This is a genomic window from Pauljensenia sp. 20925_1_34, assembly GCF_041432775.1.
Lineage (GTDB): Bacteria > Actinomycetota > Actinomycetes > Actinomycetales > Actinomycetaceae > Pauljensenia.
The window spans coordinates 16122-34479 of record NZ_JAPWAG010000008.1; the positions used below are offsets into that span (position 1 = coordinate 16122).

The following is an 18358-nucleotide window of genomic DNA, read 5'->3' on the forward strand; positions in this document are numbered from 1 at the left end:
CTATCACAGGGTAATGGCGGCGTGGTAACCGGTCCCAACAACAGGAAGACACCGCGACGAACGCCTCGATACTGCTCTCGGTCATTCCGATGCCCATGCCGTCGAAGGCTCACGCGGTTCTCCCCTCGCCCGCCACGGCCTCGTCAGGAGGACGCCGGCACGAAGGCCGTGACTCCCGTCTTGCTGGCGCCGATCAGCATGTCGTCGAAGACCCACATGGTCTGTTTCGGCAGGTTGAGAAGGTTTGATGTGTAGGTGAGCCCGTTGGCGGTATCGATGAAGTACCGGCTCTGGTCCTGGTAGGTGAAGGTATCGGCATAGAGGACCGAACCATCCGCGCTCACGCGAACCTCCTTCGGGCTGAAGAGGCACGTACTGGTCATGTGCTGGCTCAGCACGCCGGGGACCGGAGTCGTGCGCGACGACCCGTCGGAGGTGAGGGTGACCTGGATGGAACAGTCGTCCTTACCCACGAGGCCTACCGTGCCCGTCGCCCAATTCGCAGTCTTCGTCGTCATGAAGGTCTTGATATCCGCAGTGCTCGGGTTGCTACCGTCACGGCTGACTGCGGGTAGACGCAGATATTCATCGGTTGAGAACGTGGATTGGCGGGCCCCCGAGCTGTCGGTGAGGAACCCCTGCTTCTTGCTGACGTCGATGATGACGAAGCCGTCGGTCGCCACCTCGACGTATTGGCCCAAGCCTGACTGGTCGGGGCTGGGCAGGGTCGTTGTCTTTCCGGTATGGATGTTGATGATCTGCGGGGTTTCCTGATAGTTGAAGGGGACCAGGACGGAGGCGAGTTCACCCGTGCCGGAGCGCGTGGTGCCTGCGGGCGCATAGCCCAAACCCTGGTTACTCAACCCGTAGGACGTCTGTGGATTCGTTGTCGTCGTCCACAGATTCGTCCACTCGCCGGAGGTTTGCATCCACCCGCGGCACGAGGATGTCGTCGAACAGGTCACCACGATGCCGTCGGCCTGCGCGAGGGGAAAATCATCGCCCCACGGGGCCTGTGTCTGCTCGCCGGTTGCCTTGTCGATGACTACGTCGTGGAAAAAGAGCTGGGTCTCGCTCGACACGAACGCGGGTGTGTACGTCATGATCGCGGAGTTTTCCGTGGGGCCGACCGTGTCCCACAGGAGGGTGGGTTCCTCCCCGGACAGGTCGTAGGCCTGAGTTCTGACGGCGGAACCGCGCTGGCCCTCGATCGTGTCGTTGCCGGCGATGTAGAGGACCTGACCCTCGGCGAACATCTGCGGTCCGAACTGAGTCATTTCTGGCGGCAGCTCGAGCGTCCACGCGGTGGCCACGCCCGAGGACCACTGCGGCGATATGGAATGCGTGTTCGTGGCGCTCCCGCGGTACCCGGGCGCGCGGGTCGGCAGGTTCGCCGCATGTTCGCGTACCTCGGAGTTCGCCTGTGCGGCGGAACGCGACGAGGTCTGATGGGACGAAGGCGTCGACGACGATCCGCTCTGACTGGGGGCAAAGAGGGAAACCGCGACGTTGAGCGCGAGGATACAGCCGAGCACGATCATGACGACAGACGGCTTCCGCTTCACGGCTGTCTTGTCCACCCACGTCCGCGAGGGCTCGAGGTCTGGGGTGCGCAGCGCAGTCGGCGTCCGGTCGCCTTCGGACGTCCTCCGCGACGAGGCCGTGGCGGCCGCTATGGACGCGACGTCACGCGAGGCAGGTTGTGGCTCCTCCGAGGTGGTCTCGTCTGGCAGCAGTTCGAATGCGTTTACGGAAGTGCTGACCAGCACAGCGGCACCGCGAACGTCCCGCGCCGGGGCTTCCTCGGCCTGGGGCCAGGCGACGCCGCTCTCCATTGGCTCTTTCTCATTGTCAGGCGCTGTCGGATCTTCCGCGAGGGGCTGCGCGATGGCTGGCTGCGGCACGAGCTCGGGCAGGGGTGCGAGGCCCGCGAGCGGGTCCATCTCCTGCGGACCTTCTGGTTGTGCCTGTTCGGTGATCACCTCGTCGGCGGGCGGGGTCAGAGTGAAGAAATCATCGAAATCGGGCAGCGGGGCCAGATCCGGCAGCGGGGCGAGTTCGGGCAGCGGCGCGAAGCCCGGCAGTGTCCCGAACTCCGGCAGCGCGAAGACGCCGCCGCTGTCCGGGGATTCCTCCTCCCGCGAGCGCGCGGAGGGTGCCTGCGTCCCGTCGGTGGAGGTTCCGAGGACATCGTCGTTGCTCATAAAACGTTTCTATCACACCCGCACGCCAAGCAACGTGAGGAGCAACCCGGGCCTTGTTAGGACAAACAATGGACTGATGCAGGCCGAGCGATCGCCGCGGGAGCAACCCGGCCTCGTCAGGAGGACGCCGGCACGAAGGCCGTGACTCCCGTCTTGCTGGCGCCGATCAGCATGTCGTCGTAGACCCAGGTGAGCTGTTCCGAGACGTTGAGCGCCGGAGACGTGTAGGCCTCGCCGTTGACGGTGTCGATGACGTATTTGTTCGTGTCGGCACCGACGAAGGCGTCCATGTACAGAGCCGATCCGTCGGCGCTGATTTTCACCTGCTTCGGGTCGAAGAAGCAGGTGGACGGCAAGCTGGGCGTCAGCGCATCGGGGACGGGGGCCGTACGCGTCGAACCGTCGGCGGTGAAGGTGACCTCGAACATGCACTCATCCTGGTGACTGCCAGTCATGCGCAGGGTAGCTACGGCCCACGGCGCTTTCTGGTGTGTCAGGAACTCTTTGACGTCCGGCGCGCTGCGAGGTGTCTCATCGTGACTGACGATGGGCAGGTTGCGGGCGGTCTTAAACGTGGACTGGAGGGTGCCGTCGCTGTCGAAGAGCATCCCGTAGGATTCGATATTCTCGTAGACGACGTAGCCTTCGGGCGTGACCTCGACGGTTCGGAACTTGCCGTCCCCGTCGGGGTTGCTCAGGGACGCGATTGTCCCCGTGTGGATATTGATGATCTGCGGAATCTGGTCGCTCTTGGGAGGAACCAGGACGGAGGTGTGCTCGCCGCTGCCGGAAATAGCGTTACGTGAGGGCGAGTATCCGAGGTCGAGCTGACGGAACCCCGACGGATTTTGCTGCGTCGTCGTCGTGGTCCACAGGTTCGTCCACTCGCCGCCCTCCTGCGTCCATCCGCTGCACGTCGTTGTTGACGAGCAGGTCACGAGGATGCCGTCGGCCATCACGAGGGGAAACGCTATGCCCCAGGGGGCCTGGGTTTGCTCGCCGGTCTTCTTGTCGATGACGACGTCGTGGAAGAAGAGCTGGTCGTCGCTTGACAAGAAGGTGGGCGTGTAGGTCAAGGCCACGTTGTTTTTCGTGTGCCCGGTTGAGGACCACAGCTGAGTGGGCTGTTCCCCCGATATGTCGTAGGCAGCAATAGTGACGGCGTACCCTGGCTCGCCCTTGATGGTGGCGTTGGATGCAACGTAGAGGGTCGAGCCATCGACGTCAATGTGTGGCCGGAACGTGGACGAGGTGTTCTCAACGGGAATCGTCCACGCGGTCGCGATCCCCGAGGCCCACTCGGGCGACAGTGCGTGCGTGTTCGTCGCGGTCCCACGGTAGCCGGGCGCGCGAGTAGGCAGATTCGGTGCCTGCGCGGGCACCTGCACGGTCGGCGTCTGCGAGGACCGCGCCGAGGAGACCGTAGGCGACGGAGTCGACGAGGTCATCGGTTCGACGCTTTGTTGGCTGCAGAAAGAGAGCACGACGCCGAGCACAACGACGCATCCGAGCGCGATCAGGGGGCGGGGCAGGCGTTTGAGGGCGGAGGCAGCCTCGCCGATGCTCTCCTCGGGCTTGAGGCGGAAGGGAGTGCGGCCGCTCGACGATCGGCCGCTCACGTGTCCCGCCATCGACGAGGCCGTGGCCGCGACCGCGGAGACGGTATCCATCTGGGTGGTGGCCGCCGAGGCCGAGGGAGCCGCGTCCGGCAGGTGAGCGGAGGTGGGCGTCGGAGCGGTATCTGAGAGAGGCCTGGACTCTGGCGCAACGGGTTGAGTGTCGTCGACGGTGGACGAGGTGGGAGTGTCTGCGAGTAGCTGGGCGATGTCAGGTAGCGGCGAGATCCCGGGCAGGGGAGAGGCGCCCGGGAACAGGTCGTCATCCCGAGATCCCGCGGTATCCGCCTGCCCGGCCCGGGCCTCGTCCCCGGGCATCGACGCGGGGGAGGAGAGGACGTCGCCGATATCGGGCAGCGGGGCCAGATCCGGCAGCGGGGCGAGTTCGGGCAGCGGCGCGAAGCCCGGTAGTGTCCCGAACTCCGGCAGCGCGAAGACGCCGCCGCTGTCCGGGGATTCCTCCTCCCGCGAGCGCGCGGAGGGTCCCTGCGTCCCGTCGGTGGGGGTTCCGAGGACATCGTCGTTGCTCATGAGACGTTTCTATCACACCCGTGTGGAACGCGGGCGTGGGTTCTCCGCTTTCGTCAGCCGAGGCCTCGCCCCCTGTGAGCAGTGCGCTCTCAGGAGGAGGCAGGCACGAACGCTCGAATTCCGCCGTCGGTCTGGCCGATCAGCATGTCGTCGAAGACCCAGGTGAGGTGTGTGGCCTCATTGAGTTCATTCGACGTGAAGGACAGTCCCTTGGCGGTGTCGATGAAATATTTGCTCGTGTCCTGGAAGTTGAAGGTGTCGATGTAGAGAGCCGATCCGTCGACGCTGACACGCGCGTCGGCCGGGTCGAAGTAGCAGCCCGGCTGCATATCCGGGCGTGCCGCTGAGGGGATGGAGATCGTGTGTGTGGCGCTGTCGGCGGTCAGCTTGTATTCGATGGCGCATTGGTCCGTGCCTGTCAGCGCAATCGTGCCCGCCGCCCACGGTGCCTTCGTGCTTGTCATGAAGGTGTGGATGTCCGACGTCGTTGGCTGCCTCCCGTCGTGGCTGACTGTCGGCAGGTGCGGCTCTGCTGTGAACGTGGACTGGAGGGTCCCGTTGGGTTCGAAGAGTAAGCCGACCTGTTCGCTGCGCTCGTAGACGAGGAAGCCGTCGGTGGCCACCTCGACCTTCCGATAGTCGGCATTCCCGTTGGGATTGTTCAGGGTCGTTACCTCGCCGGTATGGACGTTGAGGATCTGCGGGAGTTCGTTGATGGCGGTGGGGACCAGGACGGCGGCCTGTGCGCCGCTCCCGGCGAGCGCAGTGCCCGCAGGTGCGTAGCCCAGATCATGGTTATGCAACCCGAATCCCGACTGTATCGCCGTGGTCGTCGTCCACAGGTTTGTCCACTCGCTGCCCTCGCGCGTCCATCCGGCGCATGATGTTGTGGCCGAGCACGTCACCACGATGTCGTCGGTCACCGCGAGAGGATAGTCCCTCTTCCAGGGAGCCTGGGTTTGCGCGCCCGTGGCCTTGTCGATGACGACGTCGTGGAAAAAGACCTGGTCGTCATCCGAGAGGAACGCGGGCGTGTGGGAGGACATAATCGCCGAGTTCTCCGTCGGACCCGTCGATGTCCACAGGAGAGTGGGTTCGTTACCCGACAGGTCATAGGCTGACACCGTGACGGCCGATTCCTTTCGGTCCTCCGTCAGATCGTCGGCGGCGAGGTAGAGGACCGACCCGTCGACGTATATCTGCGGTGGTGTCCCCGCCGGCCCGTTCGTGGTAGGGATCGTCCACGCAGTGGCGACGCCCGAGGCCCACTCGGGCGACAGGGAATGCGTGTTCGTCGCGGCCCCACGGTATCCGGGCACGTGGAGGACCTGCTGTTTCGTGTCGAGGTCCGGTGGAGGGAGCGTGGGATGCTTGTGATTGCTGCCGCCCGCGAGAACCGAGGAAATAATGCCGCTGAGTACAACGATGGCACCGGAGATCGCCAGACCGATGGGGATGGCGGAACTCGTGGTCCCCTGCTTGCCCCAGGACAGTCGACCCGCAGGGTGAGCGACGCGTTCGTTCGGTTCTTGGGCAGGACTGGTTCGCGACGAGGCCGGGGCTGCGTGAGTGGGTGCGGCGTCGGCCTGGGAGGGGGCGACGGTGAACGTCGGAGCTGTGTTCTGCGTCGGTGTGGTCGAGACCGCGGGCAGCGATGGGACCGCGGGCGTCGACGGACTCGTGGGCAGCGATGGGATGTCGCCTGCGGGCGCGGCGCTTGGGAGCGCGTCATCGTCGCGCGAACTGACGGTGTCCGCCTGCGCGGCCACGGCCTCGTCGAATCCTGCGAGTGGGTCGGCCTTCAAGAATTCGTCAAGGTCGGGCAGCGGTGCCAAGTCCGGCAGGGAATCGAACTCGGGCAGGACGAAGGCGTCGGCCCCGCTCGGGGACTCCTCGCCGCGTGCGCGCGGCGAACGCGGCTGCGCATTGCCGGGAGGCGTCACGCGAGAATCATCGTTACTCATGGGACGTTTGTATCATGCGAGGAGCGTCGGTGTGCCTGTCCCGCGTCGGGCCGGCGTGGGGATCCGCGTCTAGTTGGATGCGGGGGCGACCCGGACCATGAGGACGCTCGCCAGCGCGGCCACGCCCTCGCCTCGGCCCGTGAAACCCAGACGATCCGAGGTCGTCGCCGACACCGTCACCGTGCCGCCGGCGATCTCGCTCATGACGGCACCGGCCTCGGGCAGGCGTGCGGCCATGCGCGGGCGGTTGCCCACGACCTGCACGGTCGCGTTGCCGAGCACCCAGCCGGCCTCGGTCGCCATGCGGCGTACCTCCTGGAGCATCGCGCGGCCCGACGCGCCCGCCCACTCCGGGCGATCCACGCCAAACACCGTGCCGAGCTCGCCCAGGCCCGTGGCCAGCAGCATCGCGTCGCACAACGCGTGCGCGGCGACGTCCGCGTCCGAATGACCCTCAAGCGCGCGCTCGCCCGGCCACTCCAAGCACGCGAGCATGAGGGTGCGCTGCGAATCGGGGGCTGCGAAGGCGTGTACGTCGACCGCTTGGCCGACGCGGAAAGGCAGATCAGTCATGCCACCAGGGTAGTCTCACGACGAGGCCGGTGTGAAGGCCGTGATGCCATCATCGCTGATCGTGATGAGCAGGTCGTCGAACGCCCACACGGTTTTCGTCGAGCGCGTCAGGCCTGAGAAAGTGTGCGTCTTATTGGCATTCATGTCGATCATGTACGCGGTGGATGTGCTCCATGTCGCGACCCAGATGAACGCAGCAGACCCGTCGGTGCTGGCGCGAAGCTCGCGCGGCTCAAAGGAGCAGGTCTTTGAGGTGTAGGAATAGTAGGTGGTCAGCCCCTTCACGCCCGTCGCCGAACGAGGGGGGAAATCCCCGGTGGGGGTCAGCCTGACAACAGAGCAATCCTCCTTCTCGATCGTCACCCTGCCCGTCGTCCAGGGGGCTGACACCTCCGTGAAGAAACCTCTCAACTCCGCCACCGTGGGCGCGCGACCGTCCAACGTCGGCTGCGTGTTGTGCCTCACCGGGTCGAAGGTATCAACGAGCCTTCCCGAGACGTCGTAGACCTCCATCTCGCCCCGATCCCGCTCCACGATGACCCCGTCAGAGGCGTCGTAGAGCTTCACAACCCGCGAGCCTGACCCCAGGCGACCGTCGGCGCCCAGGGTGGCGACCACGCCCGTGTGGACGTTCACCAGCTGAGGGTTCTTGTCGTAATAGACGGGAATGATCACCGAGGTCTCCTCGCCACTTCCGACGGTCTGCGAACGAGTATCCGACCGCGTGTCACTCGACCAGGACTGCTTCGTCGTGATGCTCTGCCACTGGCGCGTCCACGAACCGGACTGGTTCGTCCATCCGGAACACGTCTCAAGACCCGAGCACGTCACCAAGATCTCGTCGACGAAAGCAGCCGGGATGTCCTCGTCCCACGGTGCCTCCTGCTGCCTGCCCGTCTCCTTGGACACCGCGACGTTTTCAACGACCACCCAAGCACCCGCAGAGATCATCCGAGGCCCTCCAGACCTGCTGCGCACCTCAATGTCCTGACCATCCGATACCCATTTCTGCACAGGCTGGACGGAAGCAATGTCGTAGGCGCTCAGCCTCAGGACCCTTTCCTGCGTCCTGGTAGCCACGTACAGGGTCGTGCCCTCGACGAGGACAGACTGCTCCTCGGTGCTCGCTTTGTCCGGCGCGGAGGGGAGTACCCGCGCCGTGTTGATCCCCGATGCCCATGCGGAGGACAGCGTCTCCGTGTTGGTCGCCGTGCCCCTATAACCCTGGGGACGAGACGTCGCCAGCGACGACGAACCAGCCGACGTTCGCAGGGCGATCGCCCCGAAGAGAGCGGCGATGAAAACAACCACGGCAAGAGTCCCCCACCCCTTGGATGCCGTCGTGAACGAGAGCGCTCTCCTCACACTCGACCCGGCGCGCGTAGCGCCCGCGCGAAAGGCCCGACGCCTCGACGAATCGACACTCTCGTCAGGCAGCGTCGCCGTGATTGCTGTCGTGTATGAATCCTCGATCACATCGGGGTTGACCGATGTGTCAGCGTTTCGGGGCGGCGTGTTTGACGGACGTGTCGCCTGAGATGGCGACGGCCTTCCTGACTTCTCGCCCTCAATCGGCGGTGCCCAACGATCCTTGTCAATACTCACCCGTTGTTTCTATCACACGCGCTTTGTCCTCGCCCTGTGCGCATAACGCGCCCAGGCCTCGTGGAAACGTGACGAAATACGACCTATCTGGCTTCACAGGCCGTCTCTCCGATAGGATCTGCCCGTGCGTTATATTTCGACTCGACGTGGCCCCGATGCGCCCACCCGCTCCTTCAGCGACATCCTGCTGGAGGGCCTGGCGCCCGACGGCGGCCTCTACCTGCCCGAGGAATACCCGACTCTGTCGCCCGCCGACCTGGACGAGCTGCGTATCGTCCTGCGCGAGGAAGGCTACGCGGCCATGGCCGCCGGCATCCTCTCGCTGTTCGTCGACGACATCAGCGCCGACGACCTGTGCGCGATCACGGCCCGGGCATACTCCACCCCCTCCTTCTCCGACCCGCAGATCGTGCCCGTTGACGCCCTCGAAGGTACCGACCTGCACATCGCCCACCTCTCGAACGGCCCCACCGCCGCGTTCAAAGACATGGCGATGCAGCTCCTCGGTGAACTCTTCGAATACGAGCTGACCCGCCGCGGCGACTGGCTGACCATCGTGGGCGCCACTTCCGGCGACACCGGCTCCTCCGCCGAATACGCGCTGCGCGGCCGCCCCGGACTTTCCGTCGTTATGCTCACCCCCGCCGGACGCATGACCGCCTTCCAGCGCGCCCAGATGTTCTCCCTTCTGGACGAGAACATCGTCAACGTCGCTGTCGATGGCGTCTTCGACGACTGCCAGGACCTCGTCAAGGCCATCAACATGGACGCCGACTTCAAGGCCACCTGGCACGTCGGCGCCGTCAACTCCATCAACTGGGCGCGCCTGCTCGCCCAAGTCTGCTACTACGTGGCCACCTGGCTGCGCGTCACCGAGGAGGGGGCCGACGCCTCGTCCACGGTCAGCGTCGTCGTGCCGTCGGGCAACTTCGGCAACGTGTGCGCCGCCCACATCGCCCGCCAGATGGGCGTGCCGCTGGGCACCCTCGTCGTCGCCACGAACGAGAACGATGTCCTCGACGAGTTCTTCCGCACCGGCGTCTACCGCCCCCGCTCTTCCGCGGACACGCTGGCGACCTCCAGCCCGTCCATGGACATCTCCAAGGCCTCGAACTTCGAGCGCTTCATCTTCGACCTGCTGGGCCGCGACGGCGAGGCCACCCGCGAGCTCTTCGAGACCGCGCTGGCCCGCGACGGCTACTTCGACCTGTCCGGCACGCCCGAGTTCGCGGCCCTGCGCGACACCTACGGCTTCACCTCCGGCACCTCCACGCACGCCGACCGCCTCGCCGAGATCGCGCGCACGGAGAAGGAAAGCGGCTACCTCCTCGACCCGCACACGGCCGACGGCGTGCACGTCGCCCGCGCCCTGCGCGCCGACATCGAGGGGCCGCTCGTCGTTATGGAGACCGCCCTGCCCGTCAAGTTCGCCGACACGATCCTCGAGGCCACCGGGCACCTGCCGCCCGTCCCCGCGCGCTTCGAAGGCATCGAAGGACGCGAAGAGCGCGTCACGGCGCTGGCCAACTCCGCCGAGGACCTCAAGGCCCTCATCCGCGAGCGCGTGCGCCCCGGCGCCTGAGCTCGCTTCCGCTCACTCGTCACGAGGCCTGGGCCCCACCTGCGAACCCGCGCGGTTTTCGGGGAGGGGACCCAGGCCTCGTTACATGTTCCCGGGCAGTGCCCGCGTCCCTCCCCGCCTCGCCCCGCCAGGTAGGATTGATGCCATGCTTCACCTGTACGACTCCAAGAGCGCCCGCGTCCAGCCCCTCAACCCGGTCACCCCCGGGAAGGTCGGCATCTACCTGTGTGGCGCCACCGTGCAGGGATCCCCGCACGTCGGCCACCTGCGAGCCGCCGTGTCCTTCGACACCCTGATCCGTTGGCTGCGCCGCAGCGGGTACGAGGTCACCTACGTCCGCAACGTCACCGACATCGACGACAAGATCCTGACCAAGTCGGCCGAGGCCGGCTGGGAGTGGTGGGCCTGGGCGTACCGCTTCGAGCGCGAGTTCACGCAGGCGTACGAGACTCTCGGCGTCGAGGCCCCGACCTACGAGCCGCGCGCCACCGGCCACATCCCCGAGCAGCTCGACCTCGTCCAGCGCCTCATCGACGCGGGACATGCCTATTCGGATGGGCGCGGCAACGTCTACTTCGACGTCCACTCCCAGGCCGACTACGGCTCGCTCACCCGCCAGCGCCTGGCCGACATGCGCACCACCGAGGACGACGCTCAAATCGACGAGGCCGTCGAGGCCGGCAAGCGCGACCCCCGCGACTTCGCCCTGTGGAAGGCCAGTAAACCGTCTGAGCCGGCCACGGCCTCGTGGGACAGCCCCTGGGGACGCGGCCGACCCGGCTGGCACCTTGAGTGTTCCGCCATGTCGCGGCGCTACCTCGGCGACGAATTCGACATCCACGGCGGCGGCATCGACCTGCGTTTCCCGCACCACGAGAACGAGCAGGCCCAATCCCACGGCGCCGGCTGGGAGTTCGCGCGCCTGTGGGTCCACAACGCGTGGGTGACCACCAAGGGCGAGAAGATGTCCAAGTCCCTGGGCAACGTCCTGTCCATCGGCGCGCTCACCGAGGAGTACCCGGCCGTCGCCGTGCGCTGGGCACTGTCGACCGTCCACCATCGCTCCGCCATCGAATGGGGCGCCGAGACACTGCCCGCCGCGCACGCCGCCTGGGAGAAGTTCTCCACCTTCGTGGCCCGCGCGATCGAAGCCGCCGGGGAGGCTCCGGTCTCCGAGATCGCCCTGAGCCCCGCCGACCTGCCCGAGGCCTTCGTCGCCGCCATGGACGACGACCTCAACGTCGCCGGCGCGCTCGCCGTCCTGCACGAGCACCTCAAGGCCGGAAATGCGGCTCTTGCTGCGGGGGATGTTTCCGGTGTCTACCGCGAGCAGGTCCTGGTCCGTTCCATGTTGGACGTGCTGGGCCTCGATCCCGCGTCCGAGCAGTGGCGCGGACAGGCCGGCATTGGCGCGGGTGCTTCTGGCGCGGCTGCCGCCGAGCATTCGGCGCTCGACGCGCTGGTTCGATCCGTGCTGTCCGAGCGGGCCGCTGCCCGCGCCGCCAAGGACTGGGCGCGTGCCGACGAGCTGCGCGAGCGCCTGGCCGCCGCCGGCGTCACCGTCGCGGACGGCCGCGACGGCGCCACCTGGAGCGTCGGCTGAGCTGCGGCTGAGCTGCGGCTGAGGGCCGGGCTGCTTCGCGTTGCTCGTTGCCTCGACAGATCTCCGGCCGCCGCGTGGCCTGCCCGCCCGCTCGCCGTCCGCGCCGCGAGCTTCGCTCGGCGCGTCGGCTCGAAGCCCGGCCAGGCCCCGCAGGCCCCGCGGCGGCCTCCAATCGGTCGGGCTCGTTGTTTGTGCGTTGCCCGGCCAGGCCCCGCCACCGCCCACGGGCACCGCAGCCTGGCCCGCGTCTCGCAGATTCCGCGTTTGTTCTTGTGATTGGGGGCGCTGCACCCGATCCGTAGGCATTACACCCCTTCTGATCGGGTGCAGTGCCTCGTAACGGGTGTAGCGCCTCGTAACGGGTGCAGTGCCTCGTAACGGGTGTAGCGCCTCGTATGGGGTGCACTGCCTCGTATGGGGTGCACTGCCTCGTAAGGGGTGTGGCGCCTCGTAAGGGGTGTGGCGCCTCGTAACGGGTGTGGTGCCTCGTAATGGGTGTAGCGCCTCGTAAGGGGTGCAGTGCCCCGTAACGGGTGCAGTGCCCGCCATGCTGGTGTGTTGCCGCACGCTGCTCGTTGACGTAGTGGCGTGCGGTGTTGTGGTGCCGCTCAGTCGCCTCGCTGGAGTGGTTCCCCAGAAATGTCGCACGTAATTCCCCTGCGTGTATTTCAAGATTTGAAATCGGATCGTTGAAATTCTGCGGTTTTCTCGATACCTATGAAAAGTGAGGGTACCCAAATTACGTGCGACTTTTGGGGTGGGCAGGGTTTTGTCTGGCCGTTACTCTGGAGTCAGGGCGAAGCCTTCCCGCAGAAGAAACGCGAGGTGGGGAGGTAGTAAGGCGAAAGGCTGGATGATCGGAATGGAGTACGTGGCTCTGCTGCGCGGCGTCAACGTCGGCGGTAAGAACAAGGTCGTCATGAGTGAGCTGCGCGAGCAGGTCGCCGACGTGGGCTACGCGAACGTGCGTACCTACATCAACAGTGGCAACCTCCTCTTCGAGGCCGATGCCCCGCGTGCGGTGGTGTCGTGCCGCTCAGTCGCCTCGCTGGAGTGGTTCCCCAGAAATGTCGCACGTAATTCCCCTGCGTGTATTTCAAGGTTTGAAATCAGATCGTTGAAATTCTGCGGTTTTCTCGATACCTATGAAAAGTGAGGGTACCCAAATTACGTGCGACTTTTGGAGTGGGCATGCCACTATTTGTGAGCACTCCGAAGGTAGTATCGATGATGTGAGAAATTATCTGTAGGTGGGGCCGTCATAGGGACTCTAGAGGTCTGCCGTTGTTGCTGCTGACTGGAGCCGGTGAAGGGATGTATACCTGTGTTGGCGAACAAAGCCACTCCCTCTGCCCGACTCCTTGTGGGGAATTTCGTGTGGAAGAACGATGTGCCCATCCTTCTGCTGTGGATTCTGTTCATCCCGATACGAAGTTAGGAGGACCACCTTCTTCTGTCGGCTGCCTTTGAAGTGAGGGCCGACTATGCGCTCACCTTCTTCACTCAAGGTCCACTTGATAAGGTCCGCTATTTTCTTATCATCTTGAGAAGTTGATGCTTCTAGCTCACTTGCGTGCTCTAGCGTCCAGGTGACTGAATCTGCTATTAGTGTTATGCGAGGAACTTGGCGTTGGATACATCGTGACGCGTAAAACGCGAGGTGCCTAATCTCCTCCCTGAAGTATTTGCCGGCGGGGCAGATGTAGGCAGACTTCCTCTTGTAGGTCTCCCAGTTGCCCCGGCTGTTTGGGACGACTATGGTCTCCTGCTTTGTAATCGGTCGTCCACGCCATTGTGAATCCCAAGTTTCTTGGTAATTCTCTGTTATCCATGCACTAAATTGCGGCGAGATGAGCTTGGTAAGTTCGTTTACGCGTGACATGAGCATCGGGAGATCGTAGTCTTGGGCGTAATCGTGGTGCGCAATTCTATTGCGGAATTGTCGCACGTCATTCACAAGTGATCGAATACGTTTAGCGCTCGGTGGTCTACCTGTGCTTGGGTCTGTAAAAGCTCGGTGCAGAGCTCTTCTCCACAAGTCTTCATAGTTGACTCCTAGGATTCGAACCCAGAATCCAAACGTAAGGTTTGCGATAATCTGATCACGTGATTCCGTTTTCTTCTCCCGCACCATGATCTCGCGTGCTGAAGAAATCGCGTCCTGTTCCTTATGTTTCAGTTGGCATGATTTCTGTAAAAACCAAGGGATGCCTCGCATAGCTTCGTCAAAATACTCTTTGAGTTGTTCGTCAAGCGCATTTCTCAGGAGAATTTCTGTCTGAGACAGCATGGGTAGGCAGGCGGCCGCCATACGCGTGTTCCAGGCGTAGAGATCGAGAGCGAGTGAGAGGTCTCCTTCGCAGGTATGGAGATATGGTCGGAGACGGGGCTCGGTAATGAACGCGAGGAGGCCTTCGTTAGCCTCGTCGCTACGCTTGCTATCGCTCATCGTCATAGTCTACCATTGCCAGTGGATGCCCCGGGGTGGCCTCTGCTTGATGCATGCTCCCGGGGCTGCGTCGTATCCGCTCGCGTCTTACAGCCAGGCATTCTCGTTCCGCAGTTTTCGATGGGCGGCCTGGAGCGTCCGACGGCGAAGTGTCACCACAGATGGGGAGGATCAGCGTGGAGTACGTGGCTCTGCTGCGCGGCATCAACGTCGGCGGTAAGAACAAGGTCGTCATGAGCGAGCTGCGCGAGCAGGTCGCCGACGTGGGCTACGCGAACGTGCGTACCTACATCAACAGTGGCAACCTCCTCTTCGAGGCCGATGCCCCGCGTGAGGATGTTGCCCAGAGAGTCGAGAACCTCCTGGCATGCCGCTACGACTTCCCGATCCGACTGGCCCTCCTAACGGCGCAGGACTACCTTGCCCAGCTCGATGAGCTGCCCGACTGGTGGCACGGCGATGTGGCACGCCGCGACGCCCTGTTCTACACGCGTGGACTGGACCGCGACCACGTGCGCCAGCGCATCGAGGCAATGGAGCTGGGTGACGAAGCCGTCCACTTCGGCGAGCACGCCGTATTTTGGGCCAAATTTGACGAAAAACAATTCCTCAAGACCGCCTACCACAAGCGCCTCCTGCGCGAGGACTTCTACCGCGAGGTGACGATCCGCAGTGGCGCGACGGTCGAAAGAATCGCGGCGATGCTCGCGCGGGGGTGAGGTGTGGCCCGCGGTGGTCGGCGTTATGTGTGAGGGCACAGAAAGCGTTGGCAAAGGTGGCGCGAGTGTGGGTGGCCCAGTGTGCGTGAGGCTGCAGCGACTGTAGGCGAGGGGCGTGAGCGTGGGCGGCTCGGGGCTACTGTCGTCAGGCTGAGATAGATCTGGCCCGGTGTTGTCGTGCTGCCAGCCGCCTTAAAGGCATGGTTTCCCAGAAATGTCGCACGTAATTCCCCTTCGCGTATTTCAAGGTTTGAAATGGGATCGTTGAAATTCTGCGGTTTTGTCGATACCTAAGAAAAGTGAGGGTACCCAAATTACGTGCGACTTTTGGGGGAGAGCGGGGGGAGAGAAGAGAGAGGGGGAGAGAGGGGGAAGGGGCGACGAGGAGGACCCGGGGTACCTGTCTGATCGTGATTTTGGCCCCCGCGTGTGCCCCTGCGGCCCCGATGCAGCCCAAAACCCGTACGCTTGTGTCAGTTAACGAGAAAACGAGGAGACACCATGGCCTCACACAGCGGGCGCCCCGGCGCCATCCGTAAGAAGGGCACCAAGAAGGGCGCGCAGGTCGGCACCGGCGGCCACTCGCGCCGACGCCTCGAAGGCAAGGGCCCGACCCCCAAGGCCGAGGACCGCACCTACCACCCCGCCCACAAGCGCAAGGTCAAGCGCGAGGCCCGTGAGGCCCAGGAGGCGGCAATCGCGCGCGCCCGCGCCAAGTCCTCAATCCGCGTCAAGCCCGGCCACGAGCTGATCGCCGGCCGCAACCCGGTCGCCGAGGCCGCCCGCGCCTCGGTCCCGATTGAGCGCGTCTTCATCCTCGACAACGTCAAGGACGACCGCGTGGAGGAGGTCGTGCGCCTCGCCAGCGCCATGGGCGCCCCCGTGTACGAGGTCACCCGCCGTGACCTGGATGTCGCGACCGACGGCGCCGTCCACCAGGGCGTCGCCATCGAGGTGCGCGGCTACGAGTACGCCGACGCCTCGGACCTGATCGCGGGCTCCCTCCAGCAGCTGGGCCACCCGCTCCTCGTCGCCCTCGACCAGGTGACGGACCCCCATAACCTGGGCGCGGTCCTGCGTAGTGCGGGCGCGTTTGGCGCGGATGGCGTCATCATCCCCGAGCGTCGCAGCGCGGGCGTCAACACCACCGCGTGGAAGGTGTCGGCCGGCGCTGCCGCCCGCGTGCCCGTGGCCCGCGCGACGAACCTCGTGCGCGCCCTCGAAGAGGCCAAGGCGGCCGGCTACTTCGTGGTCGGCCTGGACGGCGGCGGCGACGCGCCCCTGCGCGGCCTGTCGCTGGCGGACGGCCCCCTCGTCGTCGTGACCGGCGCCGAAGGCGCGGGCCTGTCCCGCCTCGTGCGCGAGACCTGCGACCAGATCGTGTCGATCCCGATCGCCTCGACCGTCGAGTCCCTCAACGCGGCCGTCGCCACGGGCATCGCCCTGTACGAGGTGGCCTCCCTGCGCTCGCAGGGCTGAGTCTTCCGAACTGTCTGTCGTCTCGCCGTGGGCGCGCATCAGCGCCCGCGGCGAGACTGTTAAGAGACGTGAGCAGGGCGCGCGAGCCGGACTATCGGCCCGCAGCCAGCTAGCGACCTCGGCGTGCCCTCTTCGCGGCTCTACGCATCTCCATGAGAGTCAGCAGTGCAAGGGGAACGTTGGGCGGCATATCGCGGATTCGGAGGCGTTCGGGGGCGGCTATCATGAGCCCCTCGTCCCTGAAGGACTGCTCGATCCTCTCCAGCATCGAGGCGATGCAGTCCTCCGCGAACATGGTCTCGCCGGTGGACGTGTAGTCGAAGTGGCACCACAGCTCGCTCATCGGCCGCATCCCGCCCGGGATCGGTCGGGCGATGACTTCGATGCGCGTCTTCTCGAGGAAGGCACGCTTGACGCGGTCAGGGACCGCCCGCGGGAACAGATCGGCGACGATGCCTGTCGTGGTGGCTGAGGCGATCGCATCGACGAGAAAAGCCTTCCCGGTGTTCCCGGTAGCCAGCTCGGTGCCCACCCACCCGCGCAGCGCGAATTGCTCGCGCATACCGGGCGTCTCGGCGCGGATACCGTCCTTGTGCAGCTGGGCGACGCAGCGCGCCACGGCCTCGTCGGGGGAGACCGCCAGGCGAAAGACCCTGAACGGGTGCGTCGTGAGCGAGAGGCTGCGGCCGACGCGGGAAAACAAGGGGGTCATGGGTGTCCTTATCGTCGGAAGCGGAAGGCGCTGGTTCCGGTCGCCTTGCGTGCGTCCCGGTGCATCGTCGCGATGCCCGCGTCGGAGAGGGGAGAGTCGCCGGGAAGTTCCCTTTTCTTGACGAGGCGTGGGGGACCCAGGAGGATGCCCTGTCCGGCGAGCGTCTGCTCGAGCTGGGCGAAAACCCGGTCGAGGGGATCTTTGGTCAGGCGCGGGCCGCGAATCGTGTCATCCCACGGGAAACACCACAGCTCGGACCGCGGGAGGCCTCCAGGCACTGGCCTGGCTGCGACGATGAGGCGCGTCATATCGATGTTCCCGTGCCTCCTGTTCGCGACCAGGGACAGGGCGAGACCCGCCAGCGCGAGGCCGGGGAACGATGCGCCGAGATCACCCCAATCCGCGTCGGGGCCAGTCCCGCGGCGACGCCCCACCGTGATCTCCGTGCCCGTCCAGCCGCGCATCGCGAACTGGTCGAGCATCCCGGGCGTCTCCGAGCGGATGCCGACGCGGTTCCAGAAATCAATGCAGCGCGCGAAAGCCTCGCGCGGCGGGCACGACACGTCGAACACCGTCATCGGGCGGAAAGCAAACAGGGCACTCATCAATCTCCCAGAAAGAGGCGTCGCGGAGGAATCAGGCCGCCCAAGCGCGCGTCCAGCAGCGAGCGCGAACCCGGCCACGGCCTCGTCCCTCCATCGGGTGGTGGCATCAGGCTAGCAGTGCGAGTGCCCGGGCCACAGCTCGAGCCGCTAGGATAAGCGCCCATGAGCATCCTCGGAACCGTCATCGTCGGCATCGTCATCCTCCTGGGAGTCATCGGTGCCGTCGTGCAAGTCTGGCCCTCCGCGCCCCTCGTCGGCGGCGCGATCCTCGTGTGGGCGTGGATGACCGGCACGACCAGCGCGTGGATCATCTTCGCGGTCGCGGCCCTCGTCCTCATCCTGGGGACCGTCCTCAAATACGTCATCCCCGCGCGCGGCATGAACAAGGCCGGAATCCCCCAATCCACGCTCGTGTGGGGAGCCGCCGGCGGCGTCGTCGGATGGTTCATCGGTCTGCCCCTCGGCCTCGTCCTCGGCATGGTCGCCGCCATCTTCATCGTCGAATACCTGCGCAGCAAGGACACCGCCACCGCCTGGGCCTCCACACTCCAGGCCCTCAAGGCCTTCGGCTGGACCATCGCCATCGAACTGATCGCCGCCCTGACCAGCGCAACCGCGTGGGGCATCGGCGTCGCCCTGGCCGCCACCGGAAACTAGACGGACCCCGCGCGAGGGCGCCCAGGCCTCGTCAATGTCCGCTAATATAGGTCCGTTGC

General features: G+C 65.2%; 13 protein-coding genes and 1 pseudogene. 6 read left to right on the plus strand and 8 right to left on the minus strand.

Annotated features, from left to right (window positions below; genetic code table 11):
* Positions 1-143: 143 nt before the first annotated feature.
* The 5 genes from O3669_RS04720 to O3669_RS04740 form a co-directional block, all read right to left on the minus strand.
* Complete coding sequence (locus O3669_RS04720; protein ID WP_371523849.1) at positions 144-2204, minus strand: hypothetical protein; 2061 nt, start codon at positions 2202-2204, stop codon at positions 144-146.
* A gap of 116 nt (positions 2205-2320) precedes the next feature.
* Positions 2321-4351: a hypothetical protein gene (locus O3669_RS04725; RefSeq protein WP_371523850.1), complete on the minus strand. Its 2031-nt coding sequence runs from the start codon at positions 4349-4351 to the stop codon at positions 2321-2323.
* Positions 4352-4440: 89 nt separating this feature from the next.
* On the minus strand, positions 4441-6315 hold the full coding sequence (locus O3669_RS04730; RefSeq protein ID WP_371523851.1) for a hypothetical protein: 1875 nt from the start codon (positions 6313-6315) through the stop codon (positions 4441-4443).
* Positions 6316-6384: 69 nt separating this feature from the next.
* Positions 6385-6888: a 2-C-methyl-D-erythritol 2,4-cyclodiphosphate synthase gene (gene ispF / locus O3669_RS04735; protein WP_295920208.1), complete on the minus strand. Its 504-nt coding sequence runs from the start codon at positions 6886-6888 to the stop codon at positions 6385-6387.
* A 15-nt stretch (positions 6889-6903) separates the two neighbouring features.
* Positions 6904-8199: a hypothetical protein gene (locus tag O3669_RS04740; protein ID WP_371523852.1), complete on the minus strand. Its 1296-nt coding sequence runs from the start codon at positions 8197-8199 to the stop codon at positions 6904-6906.
* A gap of 418 nt (positions 8200-8617) precedes the next feature.
* Here O3669_RS04740 and thrC point away from each other — a divergent pair, with 418 nt between their 5' ends.
* The 3 genes and pseudogenes from thrC to O3669_RS04755 form a co-directional block, all read left to right on the plus strand.
* Positions 8618-10075, plus strand: a complete 1458-nt coding sequence (gene thrC / locus O3669_RS04745) for a threonine synthase (RefSeq protein ID WP_371523853.1) — start codon at positions 8618-8620, stop codon at positions 10073-10075.
* A gap of 145 nt (positions 10076-10220) precedes the next feature.
* Positions 10221-11678 (plus strand): cysteine--tRNA ligase, encoded by a 1458-nt coding sequence (cysS, locus tag O3669_RS04750; RefSeq protein WP_371523854.1) that lies wholly within the window; start codon positions 10221-10223, stop codon positions 11676-11678.
* Positions 11679-12540: 862 nt separating this feature from the next.
* A pseudogene (locus O3669_RS04755) lies at positions 12541-12693 on the plus strand (DUF1697 domain-containing protein); the annotation flags it as partial.
* A gap of 255 nt (positions 12694-12948) precedes the next feature.
* Here the strand turns inward: O3669_RS04755 and O3669_RS04760 are convergent.
* Entirely contained in the window at positions 12949-14127 is a 1179-nt protein-coding gene (locus O3669_RS04760; protein WP_371523855.1) for a hypothetical protein, read from the minus strand.
* A 176-nt stretch (positions 14128-14303) separates the two neighbouring features.
* On the opposite strand from O3669_RS04760, the gene O3669_RS04765 reads away from it, so the two are divergent.
* Together O3669_RS04765 and rlmB are read left to right on the plus strand one after the other, a co-directional pair.
* Positions 14304-14846, plus strand: a complete 543-nt coding sequence (locus O3669_RS04765) for a DUF1697 domain-containing protein (protein ID WP_371523856.1) — start codon at positions 14304-14306, stop codon at positions 14844-14846.
* Between the two features lie 501 nt (positions 14847-15347).
* Positions 15348-16325 carry a 23S rRNA (guanosine(2251)-2'-O)-methyltransferase RlmB gene (gene rlmB, locus O3669_RS04770; protein ID WP_371523857.1) on the plus strand — a complete coding sequence of 326 codons (978 nt, stop codon included), beginning with the start codon at positions 15348-15350 and terminating at the stop codon, positions 16323-16325.
* A gap of 109 nt (positions 16326-16434) precedes the next feature.
* On the opposite strand, the gene O3669_RS04775 is transcribed toward rlmB, so the two are convergent.
* The gene (locus O3669_RS04775) at positions 16435-17037 is read right to left on the minus strand and encodes a hypothetical protein (RefSeq protein WP_314975834.1); all 603 of its coding nucleotides are present in this window, start codon (positions 17035-17037) and stop codon (positions 16435-16437) included.
* 8 nt (positions 17038-17045) lie between these two features.
* Positions 17046-17642, minus strand: coding sequence for a hypothetical protein (locus O3669_RS04780; RefSeq protein ID WP_295921760.1), 597 nt, complete (start codon positions 17640-17642; stop codon positions 17046-17048).
* Between the two features lie 162 nt (positions 17643-17804).
* Here O3669_RS04780 and O3669_RS04785 point away from each other — a divergent pair, with 162 nt between their 5' ends.
* Entirely contained in the window at positions 17805-18299 is a 495-nt protein-coding gene (locus tag O3669_RS04785; protein WP_314768905.1) for a DUF456 domain-containing protein, read from the plus strand.
* Positions 18300-18358: the final 59 nt, after the last annotated feature.